Genomic DNA, 13434 nt, shown 5'->3' on the forward strand with positions numbered 1-13434 from the left:
GCTTATTTTTTATTGTTGTCTTTTATTTTATCACTTAGAGAATCGTTAACGATTAGATCGTTTTTAGTTTCCCTCTAAATTCATCGATGGTTCGATACCCTTTTTCTGTCATGATCTGTTCGAGTTCTTTCGTGATGCGATCAAAAATTTTCGGTCCTTCTTTGTGAAGTTCGGTACCGATTTGTAGCATAGTTGCTCCACATAATAAATGTTCAAAAGCATCCTGTCCATTTCGAATGCCTCCAGTACCAATAATTTTGATCTCTGGTTTCAAGCGAGTATAAAAAGCACGGACATTCGCTAAAGCGGTTGGTTTCACATATTCTCCACCAAGTCCACCGAAACCCTCTTTAGGTTTGATCACGACTGCTTCTTTTTGAGGATCGATATACAAACCATTGCCGATACTATTAATAGAATTTACATAAGTTAAAGGAAATTGATTCAAAATTTCAGCCATTTGATCAAAATGCGCCAAATCAAAATATGGGGGCAATTTGATTCCTAATGGTTTGGTGAAACGGGCAAAAACTTGTTGCAATAAATCTTCCGTCGCCTCAAAATCATAGGCTAACTGTGGTTTGCCAGGAACATTGGGACAAGAAAGATTCAATTCAGTGATTCCTTGAAAGTCACTCTTTTCAATCAATGTCAACATTTCCAAATTTTCTGCTGCACTCATGCCTGCAATAGAGAAAAAGAGCGGTTGTGTCTGCTGTTTTTCATAGTTCAATGCATAATCTAAGTAATAATCAAATCCACGATTAGGTAATCCCATGGAATTAATACTTCCAAGAGGTACATCGAAATAACGAGGTTCTGGATTTCCAGCACGTTCATTCAGTGTACAACTCTTTGTGATAAAAGCGCCAGCATTGGATTGTTCCAATTCAACTAGTTCTGTCGTTGTCATGCAATGAACACCGGAGGCATTCATAAAAGGGTTAGCAAAAGTATGATTAAAAAAAGTCGTTTCTAAGGTCAAGTCATTCTCTCCTTTGATGAATCATTTTTTCTAGTTTATCATCAAGTCGATCAAAAGCAAATAGGCTCAAGCCAATTAATCATCATTTTCAGCCTCCTACAATTAACCGAGCGGCTTCACCAGCTGTATGGGTATCTACTACTGATATCATTTTTGATACTTTCATACTAACCTCCACGTTACTTCAATTTTTGATTATCTTTACGCATCTTTAGTTTTATAAAAGCGAGCGCTTTAACTGCATCATAGAAAGTGATCGTATTTTCTCCAACCACTTCCGTTTCAATCCCTGCTTGTGATTTATTAAAATCCAGCACATATTTTGTATAATCATTTTCTACGACAAACTTGGCTTGTTTCCCAATAAATTTGAGCCCAATAACACTGATGCCACGACGACCTATTTCTTCTAGGGTATTGGCAAAATCGATGTCTGAATTTCCCCAACCATCTGTTGATAAAACAACGCCATCTGTAGCCATCGCTTCTAGCCAAGTAGCTGTTCGTTGTCCGACTAGATGTTTCATTTCATTACTTTGAGGCGTGCCAATAATAATAACACCTTGGAAATCAATGTCAGGATCTTTGCTTAAAACATCCAGTAAAGAATCTTTAAAAAGGTGCATCGAAGTTTCTTTAGTTGATGGTCCTATTCCCATAAAAATCCCCTTTTCTAACAATTAGACCATTGAACGAATGGCACCATCACGATACTCATTGGCAGATAAAAAGATGGGCATATTATTCATATCGATAATCGAATGACCACCCTTAAACCCACTAGGTTCATCTGGAAATAATAACATATCGTACATCGCATCTTGGCCAGCTACCTGCTTGACCAACGTCACTTTTGGCTTTCCCGGATTTCTTTTTTCTTCATAGATATGTGTTTCCGTTGCTTCCTTACCATCTAGCAACTTTAATTGTTCTCGGATTTCCTCCAGATAATTGTCAACTATCCGAAATAATTTTAAACATAACTCACGATCGAAAGGTGTTCCTTTCTTGACAAGTAAGTCAATCAAAATAATGTAATCCTCTGCGTTAGGTGTGCCCGGTCGATTTAAAAATAAATGATCACGCAATACACCATCAGAAGAACCAAACTCATGGAGCTGTTCACCCTCATCGATTGTGCCGGTCATTATGACCGACACTCCCGTTAATGTATGGGTGATACCCGTCCCCAAAACGCCTAATACTTTAGCAGAAATTGGTAAAATATCCATGATAGTATTTGTTTTTAGGTCTAACTGATCTGGCTCTAACAATCGGATCGTCAAGGATTTGACATCCTCACACAGACAATCAAATTCAGTTTTTATCTGTAGTTGATTGTGATCAAGCTTAAATTGATTTCCTATGGAAACTTTTTCCATATGGAAAACTTTCATTTTTAATGTTTCTCCTTGCATGCTGATCCCTCTTTACACATGAGCGATATATTCATAAGGTAATGGCACAATTTTCCCTGGTGTTTCAATTGAAACTAGGCTTTCTAAAGTATCTTTTAAAATACCCGTTTGCATGTCAATATTATGTGGTTCTCCGGCATTAGCGCCCATCGGCACACGTGGTGCTACGGCTCTAGGTGAACCATTTTGCCGTACTACTGGTGGTAATGCGGCGATTAAAATAGTAGGAATCCCTGCTTCCTCAATTGCTCTCTGCACGATCACGGCAGTTCTATGACAGGTCCCTCAACCAGCAGTTAAAACAACTGCGTCAACTTCTTCTTCTACGAGTTTTTGTGCGATTTCTGGTCCCGTCTGTTCATTAAAGGCATCTTGGTCACCGCCGCCTCCCATAAAGCCATAATGTACAGGGGCAGCTTCTTTAATAAAGCCGTCTTTTACTAATTCATGTAATCGGTCAATCGGAAACATTGCATTGACATCCCGATTAACGTCTGCGTTGTCATATCCACCATGTGAGACCATTAAATCTTCACTTGGTACTCCATCTGGAATCTCACGATACGTTGTGTCTCCTGCCAAATTAAAACGTGTATCACTTTTTAAGTGGACACCAGCTGTCGTTGCTAAAGCAATCCGCATCTCTTTCAGCTCTTTTTTAACGGGCGTAAAGACGGATTTGGGTGTGATTGGTACAAAAATTTCTGACTGTAATCCTTCGAATACTGTTAAACTCATCTACTCATTTTCCTCTCTCATTTTTATTTTCTTCTGTTGATTTTTTAAACGGCGACGTTCATGTTCTGTGATTGCTTCCACGTAATGAGTATTGGCTGCTTCTTCCAAAACCTCTGGATAACTCATCAAAAATCCAACTTCTTGTCCTATTTTTAAATCGTACTCTGAAATAATCATGCGCCGCGGAATTTTTAATTGACCTAGTCGTCCTTTGATATCAATAGTTACGCTCGCATCTCGAACTTCAACAAGTATCCCTTCAAACATTTGTTCAGTAGAGACATACTTTAATTTTTCGATTCTATCCATTTTGCACCTTATTTTATTCTTTTTCATAAATTTCTTGACGTTTTTTACTTTTCGGCAAAGATTACTCATTTTCTTCCAGGTCTATTTTTCTTCCTGTTGTTTTTTCGATAATCTCAATGTTGTTTTGTTTGACATTCGGATTCCATTTACGTTCAGCTGGTTTAATTGTTCCTCCACCCATTAACGTTTTTAACATAGCTAAATCACGAATGGCGTCTTCTCTACACAAGGTATTATTTGATAAAATTTCATTTTCAATCCCTTGTTTTGATTTATTATTATCAACCATTGCGCCCATTTCAGAATTACCAACAACTAAGGCTCCTTGAACAGCACTATAAGAGTCGCCAACCACTTTGATTCCACGTTTTCCAATTTCTTCCATGTGAGAAGCGAAATCAATATGATTATTTCCGAAACCTTCAGTGGTTACAATGGCACCATCAATGTCCATGGCTTCGACAGTCATTCCTAAACGTTTTGAAACATAATATTTTTCAGTATTCGCTTGTGGAGAGCCGACGAACATAACACCGACTAAATCAATTTCTTCATCTGCCATTGCTTCTTTAACAAGCGGTTCCCGCCAATAATGGCGTGAAGTTTCTTTCGAAGCCGGTCCAATACAAGTCAACGCATGGATTCCTCCATCTAATACTTCTGTTGGTGCCAATAGGATTGGCAAATTGCCAAGGTCAACATTTGGTTTTGCGCCAAATGTTCCAACTGGCTCGATGGGCATAATCAAATTATCATGCATCGCACCTTGCCCCATTATTTCTTTGATGATCAAAACTTTCTTATTGCCAATTCGACGTTTCTGTATAATTTCTTCTGAATGTATCACCAATGATTCATCCGCTTTTTTGAGGGCTTCACGAATTTCTTGAGTGATGTAATCAGAAGCTTTGTGAGCGGCTAGCGGACCCGGACGTTCCATATTCGCGTGTTCTTTGATTGTCACTTGGTTTTTAATAAAGATTTCTCCTTTATCTGGTGCTCCAGGTCGTCCCCACATAATGTTACGATCTAATTCTCCTTCAGAAGAACCAAATTCACCGATTTGAACTCCATTAGCATCCGTCCCTGTAACAACCATGACGACACCATCCAGTACTCGGGTAATTCCATGCCCAAGATCGCCTTCAACTTTTGCGGCAATTGGCTGAACGTCCATAATCGTTTCACTATATTCAGTGTATTTATCTGGTGTAATGATTTCTAAAGTCATATCTTCAACGAGCTGTTCCAGTTCAACTGCTTCAGCACAAATTTCTGTCATTTTTCGTAAAATTAAAGTTGTTCCTTCGATTTTTGTTTCTTCCCCAAAAATCACCTGATCAATTTTTAGATGATCATGTCGTACAGAACGAATCACTTTTTCTTTCACCTGATTTGAGTTTTCCAAAACCGGTGCTGGTATTACTGGCGTTACTTGCTCAGGAATTATTGATTCCGGTTCAGGATTTACCGTTTCGGTTAACTGAGTAGCCATCATTAAAGGAAGCTCTAAATCAATTCCTTTTCCTTCAGCAATATGAATTTTAATAGTCTGACCACTTGTTACAGAAGATGAAGCAGTTTGAGTTGGCGTCGCAATTGTTTCAGAAGTCTCAACTTCTTTTTTTTCATTTAAATGAACTTCTTTCATTCCTTCAGATACACCTTCCAGTAATTCTTTTGTCAATGGAATCAACGCATCCGTTGTTTCTTTTAATGTTGTACCAAGTACTTGTTCAATTGTTAACACATCTTCAGAAAATTCAAGTAACCCTGATTCTTCCAGATCAAGAAAAATTGCGGGGTCCTCTAGATTTTCTGGCGTAATCACTGTGCCTGCTTCCGCACGACAACAGAGTACAGCTAGATCTTTTGCATGTTCTTGAGCAGTTTCAGCCGTAATAGACATTCGTTAAATCCTCCTAAAATTTAAATTTATTTCGTTGTAGGTAATTTACGATATAGTCTGTGCCCATCTGCCCGAAGTACATGATCTGTATGATGATAAACCGGAACTCCTAACCTAGGAGCTACACCAATAACGGTGTTCGTTCAATCAGAACAAGTTCCAGTCATCACAACTTCAGCACCTGCTTTTTTCAAAGCAAAGACTGTTTGTGCTTGTCCTGGACATATACCTGGCAAGGTACATCTATATCTTCCATTCACTTTTACCATTCGCTTACAGCGTTGTGTAGCAACAACTTCAGCACCCATGTTTTCAGCTATTTCAGTCATTCTTTCTTCTGAACCGCCGCATTCACAAAGTAATAGTCCTATTTTTCGATGTTCTTGAGGAAATGGCATAGCAACAATACCCCTCCGCTGGTTTTCGTAATGGGGGTTTCTTCCGTGCCGCTATGACCAGTCATTGGTCCACCGATCACAATTTCTCCATGGGGCTCAATAAAACCTCCAACTTGATCAATTAATTGCTTGACAGGTGTTCCAATTGGGACATCTTTAAAGACTGTTTTCTTTTGTTTTACACGACCAGATACCGTAAGATCTTTATCAATAAATGGTTTTCGCTGTTCAATCGCTTCGACAATGCGTTTAATTATTTCAACATTATCCACTACTGCTCCGATTTCGATTGGCAGTTGACCAGGGTCTAAAGTGATGTTCAACACTTCACGAATCACTACACGTTCATCGCCTGCAGGATAGATGTCAGGTAATTGGTAAACATCTATTGTCGGTTCATTGTTGGTAAACTTTAACAATTGTATGACTAACTCTCGATGTTTTCTTTTAACGGCAATGATTCCTTTGGGTGCTTTCGTAATGCTCATGCAATACTTTATTCCACGAATCAATTGTTTGATTTGACTTTTCATTTGCTTTACATTGTGAAGTAATAAAGCTTCACATTCTGCACCATTTGCGATAAAGATGCCTTCTGGTATTTCACAAGATAATTTTATATCTGTCGGAAACCCAGCTCCACCAGCTCCGACAATTCCGGCTTCTTTGATTGCTTGAATATAAGAGGATGTTTCTGGAATAGGAAGATAACTTGAAAAATTTTGCTTTTCATCAATCTTTAGCACAATCTGATCGTTGGTTACTTCTGATACAACGCCTGAAAAGCTAGAATGAATGTTTGCTCCTAATCCATCTGGTTTAGCAATTTTTTGTCCACGTTGCACATATTCGCCTATTTTTACCATACTCTTTGATGAATCGCCTACATGTTGTTTTAATGGTATAAGAATTTTTTCCACTCTTTTCACCTCCCTCGTTTTACTTGAACTTGAGTAAACTAGCCACCCACAGCTCATGTTTATAATATCACAATATGGAGGTTTGATGAACGATTTATTTATAAATAATTGTTATTTATAGTTCTATAAACGCTTTTATAACAACGAAAATATATGTACTGTTTTTTATTTAAATATAGATAAAAAATAACAACATGTACTTAATGATTATATACATAGAGTGAGAACTGATGGAAAATCTTTTTTCACTTTATTGAACGACACTTATAGTCTATGCAATTTTGATTATCATAATTTTTTCATTTTCATTCATCAAAAAATACAGTTTAGCAAGGTTGCTCTTTCAATATCTGTTCTATTCTATTGGCAAAATCAGCTCGATAATCATCTCATTTTTTAGCTAATAAAAAATCAAAAAAATATGTTAGAGAGCAATAGACATTTTCACAATAAAAAAGGGACTGGGACAAAAGTTGTCTCAGTCTCTTCTAGTATCTCTAAAAACGAATAAACGGTGTTCAAACATCAGCTCCTTGAAATAAGCCTGAATTTTTCAAAACATGAGAAGCTGTTTCAAAAAATTCTTTCTTATTGTCATCAGAGCTACCCGATGTTTTTACGACCTCTGATTCACGGCGTTCAAGAAGCAACTCCTCAATAATAAGGGAGGAGTTGCTTCTTTCAAAGCCTCTTTTCATGCGAATCTTAATTAATATTTTTTATTAGGTTTCTCCCCTTATGCACGATGCATTGGAAGATCATTATTACTTGGTTGAACAAGTAAGTATTGGATAACATCAATGTTACTTGATTCAAAAGATGCTGCACAAGCTTGAAGGTAAAGATCCCACATTCGATAAAAGGAATCGCCCATAGTTTCTGTTACCTTGTCTTGTACTTTATGGAAATTATTTGTCCAATGTTCTAAAGTAAGCTGATAGTCCCGGCGCAAACTTTCTAAATCAATTAACTGTAAATCATTATCCGTAATATCTGTTACGATTTCTGCTAATCCTGGAATGTATCCACCCGGGAAAATATATTTGTTGATCCAAGCATTAACTGCCCCACCTTGCTGACGAGTAATACCGTGAATCAACGCTGTTCCTTTAGGAGCTAGTAATTTTTGTATGACACCAAAATACTCTTTTAAGTTGTCTGCTCCCACATGTTCAAACATCCCGACACTTGTAATATGATCAAACGTTTCATCTTTTAGATCACGATAATCCATTAATAAGACCCGACATTTATCTTCCAGATGTTCTTCTTTGATCCGATTAGTAATATGGTTATATTGTTCTTCACTCAAGGTAATACCAGTTGCTTTTACATTGTATTCTTTGATAGCTGTAAACATCAAGGTTCCCCAACCACAACCGATATCTAATAACGTATCATTATCCTTGATAAAAAGTTTATCTAAGATGTGGTGGACTTTATTGATTTGGGCTTGTTCCAATGTATCTTCAGGTGTCTCAAAATAAGCACAAGAATAGGTTAATGTTGGATCTAGCCACATTTCATAAAAATCATTTCCTAGATCATAATGTGCATGAATATCTGCTTGATTTTGTTTTTTTGTGTGTTTTTGCTTTTTAGGAAGCCATTTTAAATAGTCGCTCCCTCTTAAAAAGCTGTTTGCTTGTTGGTAAGCATCGTTGATCAACGCTTGAATACTTCCCTCAATCTCAATACGATGATCCATGTAAGCTTCACCTAGAGCTAGAGAGGCGTTATTTGTGATTTCTTTCATTGGTATTTCTTCATGGATCTTAATTTTGATTTGGGGAGGATTGTCAGTATCTCCATAGCGTTTTGTCGTACCATCCCAGTAAGTAACTTCGACTGGAAGTGAGAAAGAACGTGAAAATAATTGATTATATACTGTTTTTTCTAACATGATTTTCCTCCTTAGAATTGCTACTATTTAACGTTAATACTAAAAATTAAAAGAATCAACTCAGAAGGGTATTTTTCAGAAAAAAATCTTTGTTACCTATCAAATTTTCATTATTTTCACATTTATTTTCTCATAATTAGTTGATGATCTTAGGCCTTGACTTCATCTTTAAAGCCAGTTTTAGCAAAAATCCATAGCAATAAAAGAACTGAAACAGTTGATTGAATACCTAACATCAAAACAAAATCAAAATAAAAGAATCCAACAATCGTGGCAATAATGGAGCCAACTCCAATCACATTCAACATTAAATTGGCACTTTCTTTGAATGTTTGGATGGAAGAAAAACGACTCTTTCTAGTTAGCCATAAAAAGAAAGAAGCACCAAATAAAATGAAGCTAGTCATTATAAATAAGATGATTCCTAAACTCATACTATAAGATAAAATAATCATTGGACGATTACTGGCGTAAAATTCCTGTTCTAAAAATGCTTGAAACTCTTGTGGCGTTCGGACTGATTCGGGATTGAAAGACGCTTGGTAATTCATTTGATAGGTTCTTATACGCCCCTGTTCTTTTTGCTGGATTGTCCAATGATTTTTTGCGAAATCAATAAAGGCGTTTTTTTCGTTTTTTTGTTCTTTCGTCAATCCTGACCCAATCAGTATTTCGTTATTCTGATAAATCGTTATTGGTGAGTGATTTATTTGCCCATTCTCCATGGGTGATTCTGAAAATTTATTTACTCCATCTTGATCAATTAGTTGGTGAACTGTCAAAAATTGCTCCATAGGGATTGCTTTTACCTGATTGGTATAATACATGGTAATCGGCATAACCATCAACGCGACCAAGAAAAGAAAGATCAGACTCAATTTAGGCCATGACAACTGTCTTCTACCAGCAAATAGACGTCTAGGACTATTTAAATGAGAAAAGTAATTCAAAGGAAATGTTTGCATCAACACCTGCTCCTAACCTTTTGTGCCACCAGAAGTCAAACCAGTGACAAAGTTTTTTTGTAAAAAGAAGAACAATAAACAAATCGGTAATGCAATGAGGATCGCTCCTGCGGCAAATAATGAAACCCGTTGATTTGTCACATCAGAAATGAATGTTTGCAAACCAACTGCCACTGTTTGATTTTCTGGTGTGCGTAGTAAAAATTTAGCGAGCATGAAGTCTCCAAACGGTCCCATAAAGGCCCATAATGCTTGAACGGCAATCATTGGTTTAACTAACGGTAAAACGATTTGTAGAAAAATCCGGAAATGACCAGCTCCATCTAATTTAGCAGATTCATCTAAATCAAGTGGAACAGTATCAAAATAACCTTTCATTAGCCAAGTATTCATCGGAATTCCCCCACCAATATAGATCATTGTTAAGAACCAGTATCGATCTAAGGCGTTAAGTAGAAAAGCCATGACGTAAAAAGCGGTCAATGCAGCCATCGTTGGAACCATTTGAATCATCAGGAAAAACATCAAGCTTGATTTGCGCCCAATGAAACGGTAACGACTATAAGTGTAACCAGCCAATGTTACAACAGTCACTTGGATAACCATTGTTAAAATGGAAATAATCAAGGTATTTTTATACCAAGTACCATATAACGTTTCTGAGAATAGCCGTCTAAAATTTTCTAGTGTCCAGTCACTGGATAAATCCAGACTAAAAGCAGCGATATTACCTGATTTAAATGCTGTACTGGCTGTAATCAACAATGGATAGATAATGATGATCGACAAAAGAATCAAAAAAACATAGGTCAAGAATTGTGACAATCTTCGTTGGAATTTAGCACTTGAATTAAATTGTTTCATCGCTTAGTCCTCCATATTAAATGCATTAGTCTTTTTAAACACAAGTAAAGAAACACAAATGACAATTGCAGAAATAATTAGTGTAATGGCTGAAGCCATGGAGTATTGTGGCGAGGTTCCCGTCGTTAGTTTATAGATCCAAGAAATCAAGATGTCTGTTGAACCTGCGCCCCCTCCTACACTTCCAGGACCACCGTTGTTAAATAAATAAATCATCGAGAAATTGTTGAAATTACCAGTATACTGAGTAATAAACGTTGGCGCTGCTACTAGAAAAATAGCCGGTAACGTGATATTAGAGAAACGTTTCCAAGCATTTGCACCATCGATTTTTGCTGCTTCATATAAATCTTCAGAAATGGATTGTAAAATACCTGTTACCATGACATAGATATAAGGGAATCCTAACCACCCTTGAACCATAATGATCGCAACTTTCGTCCAAAATGGATCTGTTTTCCATGAAATCGCGCTAATGTCTACGAATGGCAGATGATTGATAAAAGGAATCACTTGGGTGTTGATCGCCCCCACACTATCATTGAAGATATTAGAGAAACTCATAATTGTTATAAATGCTGGTACCGCCCATGGTAAAAGGAAAATAATACCAAAAAAACGTCTAAATTTAATAAATTTTTGGTGAGCAATAACGGCTGTAAAAATACCTAATGTGATTTGAAGTGTCGTTGCACATAGTGTCCAAATAACAGTCCAAGAAAACACAGAGAAAAAGGTATTACGGTAAGAACTTAAGAAGAAGATACTAAAAAAGTTTTTTACTCCGATCCAATCAATCAAACTAGCAGGTGGGATATGTTTGAAATCATAGTTGGTAAATGCTGTAAATAATGTGACTAGAACTGGAAAAATAATCGTAAAAATCATCAAAAGATAGGCTGGAAGTGTAAGCAAATAAGGAAAACCCTCATCACCAATATTATGTATAACTTCCTTCATCGTTCGGTTGATTTTCTTACCTTCTTTGCGTAAAACTGCGACACGTTTGGCATCTAACAGATTCAGTCCATAGAAAATAAAAAAAATAACCGTAATGATTAGTTGCAGCGTTCCTTGAATCAAAATAAATAAGGAGTGATCCTCCATCGGAACCGTTCCCAGTGTGACTAAGCCAATCAAGGAGTGGAAGCCACCAACTATCAGTTGTAGAATAAATGCTACGAAAATACCTAGAAATACGATTCCTTTGAACGCTTGACCATTAGCAAATTGCCCTAAGCCAGGTATGAGAGACATAAGTGTAATTTTTCTTACATTGATATTATTTTGTTCGTCTTGCATAACGATACCCCCAGTACTACTATTTTATTCTTTGCGCAAGGAAATGAATCAGTCGGCTATCCATAATAGCCATCTATAAGTAACTATTCATAGCAGTTATACATGGTAACTATAAATAGTAGCTATCCATGAAAGTCATCAATAATTGCTATCAAAAACCATTTTCCATTCATTTGTAGTCCTCACTCAGTTGCTATAAAAAACTCTGCTCGTGGATGTTATTCACACGAATCAATGTGAAACAGTTAAAGAAAATACACCGTTCAACTGTTTCACCTATTGATCCATGACTTATTTTATGATTTGGTTGACCAAATGAGATTTAGTGGTCTACTATCACCAGATCTAGTAAAAATATCCATTTGATCGTGAATAGAGATCGCTTTGTTACTTTTAATACTTTTGCTCAATCGCTTCTTTTATGGTTTTCACTGCTTGATTAGCAGATTCTTTTGGCGATTTAGAACCTGAAGCTGCATCAAACATTAAGTTTTCAGCACCAGTCCAAACTTCAGCCATTTCTGGAATATTTGGCATTGCTTGCGCAGTTTCATACTGATCAATCACCGCAGTTGTCAATTCATCATTTTTTGATTTAGCTGTTTCACGTGCTGCTTGATTGGCTGGAATCTCATTGACCATTTCAAAGAATTTTTCTTGATTTTTTGTGTTTGTCACATAGTCTAACCATTTTTGTGATAATTCTTTGTTTTTAGAATAGTTACTTGCTACCCAACCTTTTCCTCCACCAAACGGTTGATAAGATTCGCCGTTGTTCAATGTTGGAATTTTTGCTACCCCATAATTGATTTTGTTGTCTTTATAAGTTTGTGCTTGCCAAGGACCATCAATGATTGCTGCTGCTTTGTTAGACATGAATTGTTGGCTAACGAAATCGCCTGCACTCTTGATATCTTGCATCCCTTTTGGCCAAACATTTTGGAACCAGTTTGTAGCATAAGTGATTCCTTCGATTGATCCTGCATTATTTAGACCAATATCTGATGGATTAGTTCCGTTGTCACCAAAAACATACCCGCCATAGCCTGCTAGTAAACCATAAGAATAATAGAAATCAGTCCATTTTGCTAAGAATCCAGTATTTTTTCCTGCTTCTGATTCAAAGGCAAAGCGTTTGTCTTTGGCTAGATTTTCTAATTCTTTGAAAGTGGTTGGTGCTTCATCTACTAGATCCTTGTTGTAGTACAAGACTAATGTTTCGATCACCGCTGGTTCGCCGTAAATTTTTCCGTCATAGGTCACTTGTGCTTTATCTGTTTCATCATAGTCGGCTTCATTCCCTAATTTGACTTCCGCTAAATGGCCTTGTTGTCCTAACGCACCAATTCGATCATAGGCTGCCATCATCACATCTGGTCCTTTACCGGCAGGTCCATCCAAAGAAAGCGCTTCTAATTGATCGAACATATCTTTTTCAACTAGCTTGATTTTGACATCATTCTCTTTTTCAAAATCACCCTTGATCTCATTGATGTAATCTTTATAACCAGAATCTACCGATACAGTTAATGTTTTTTCATCATTTCCACCGCTAGCTGTATCAGCTTTTCCATTACCACAAGCTGCTAATCCACCTAAAATACCAAGTGACAATAAACCCAACCCTAATTTTTTAACATAGTTTTTCTTCACTTTTTGTTCCTCCACTTCCATAAATGTTGTTTGTATAAAGAGTATACTGTTATAAAACGACAGTTTGCAA

Annotated in this window: 12 protein-coding genes and 1 pseudogene; all 13 read right to left on the bottom strand. The window is 36.8% G+C overall.

Annotation, left to right across the window (positions count from 1 at the left end; all coding sequences use genetic code 11):
- Positions 1 to 52: 52 nt before the first annotated feature.
- On the bottom strand, positions 53 to 985 hold the full coding sequence (locus tag IGL30_RS06300) for a dihydroorotate oxidase (protein WP_034697978.1): 933 nt from the start codon (positions 983 to 985) through the stop codon (positions 53 to 55).
- A 179-nt stretch (positions 986 to 1164) separates the two neighbouring features.
- Positions 1165 to 1644, bottom strand: a complete 480-nt coding sequence (locus tag IGL30_RS06305) for a glycine/sarcosine/betaine reductase component B subunit (protein ID WP_430618570.1) — start codon at positions 1642 to 1644, stop codon at positions 1165 to 1167.
- 21 nt (positions 1645 to 1665) lie between these two features.
- Positions 1666 to 2403 (bottom strand): proline reductase cluster protein PrdD, encoded by a 738-nt coding sequence (gene prdD / locus IGL30_RS06310; RefSeq protein ID WP_123874768.1) that lies wholly within the window; start codon positions 2401 to 2403, stop codon positions 1666 to 1668.
- A gap of 12 nt (positions 2404 to 2415) precedes the next feature.
- The gene (gene prdB / locus IGL30_RS06315; protein ID WP_317751618.1) at positions 2416 to 3141 is read right to left on the bottom strand and encodes a D-proline reductase (dithiol) protein PrdB; all 726 of its coding nucleotides are present in this window, start codon (positions 3139 to 3141) and stop codon (positions 2416 to 2418) included.
- A complete protein-coding gene (locus IGL30_RS06320; RefSeq protein ID WP_010719135.1) occupies positions 3142 to 3450 on the bottom strand; it encodes a CBO2463/CBO2479 domain-containing protein in 309 nt (102 codons plus the stop codon). It lies immediately after the preceding gene.
- Between the two features lie 61 nt (positions 3451 to 3511).
- A complete protein-coding gene (gene prdA, locus IGL30_RS06325) occupies positions 3512 to 5359 on the bottom strand; it encodes a D-proline reductase (dithiol) proprotein PrdA (protein WP_240210629.1) in 1848 nt (615 codons plus the stop codon).
- Between the two features lie 26 nt (positions 5360 to 5385).
- Positions 5386 to 6677 (bottom strand): annotated as a pseudogene (gene prdC / locus IGL30_RS06330) (proline reductase-associated electron transfer protein PrdC).
- A gap of 518 nt (positions 6678 to 7195) precedes the next feature.
- A complete protein-coding gene (locus IGL30_RS06335; protein ID WP_063627136.1) occupies positions 7196 to 7375 on the bottom strand; it encodes a hypothetical protein in 180 nt (59 codons plus the stop codon).
- A gap of 38 nt (positions 7376 to 7413) precedes the next feature.
- Positions 7414 to 8580 carry a class I SAM-dependent methyltransferase gene (locus tag IGL30_RS06340; RefSeq protein WP_010719132.1) on the bottom strand — a complete coding sequence of 389 codons (1167 nt, stop codon included), beginning with the start codon at positions 8578 to 8580 and terminating at the stop codon, positions 7414 to 7416.
- Positions 8581 to 8729: 149 nt separating this feature from the next.
- Positions 8730 to 9545 carry a maltodextrose utilization protein MalA gene (locus tag IGL30_RS06345; protein ID WP_123874765.1) on the bottom strand — a complete coding sequence of 272 codons (816 nt, stop codon included), beginning with the start codon at positions 9543 to 9545 and terminating at the stop codon, positions 8730 to 8732.
- Between the two features lie 12 nt (positions 9546 to 9557).
- On the bottom strand, positions 9558 to 10409 hold the full coding sequence (locus IGL30_RS06350; protein WP_088775316.1) for a sugar ABC transporter permease: 852 nt from the start codon (positions 10407 to 10409) through the stop codon (positions 9558 to 9560).
- A 3-nt stretch (positions 10410 to 10412) separates the two neighbouring features.
- Positions 10413 to 11711, bottom strand: a complete 1299-nt coding sequence (locus tag IGL30_RS06355) for a carbohydrate ABC transporter permease (RefSeq protein WP_010719129.1) — start codon at positions 11709 to 11711, stop codon at positions 10413 to 10415.
- Between the two features lie 393 nt (positions 11712 to 12104).
- Complete coding sequence (locus IGL30_RS06360; RefSeq protein ID WP_221179810.1) at positions 12105 to 13364, bottom strand: extracellular solute-binding protein; 1260 nt, start codon at positions 13362 to 13364, stop codon at positions 12105 to 12107.
- Positions 13365 to 13434 lie beyond the last annotated feature (70 nt).

It is taken from the genome of Enterococcus sp. DIV1089c, from assembly GCF_050530965.1.
Classification (GTDB): Bacteria; Bacillota; Bacilli; order Lactobacillales; family Enterococcaceae; genus Enterococcus_B; species Enterococcus_B hirae.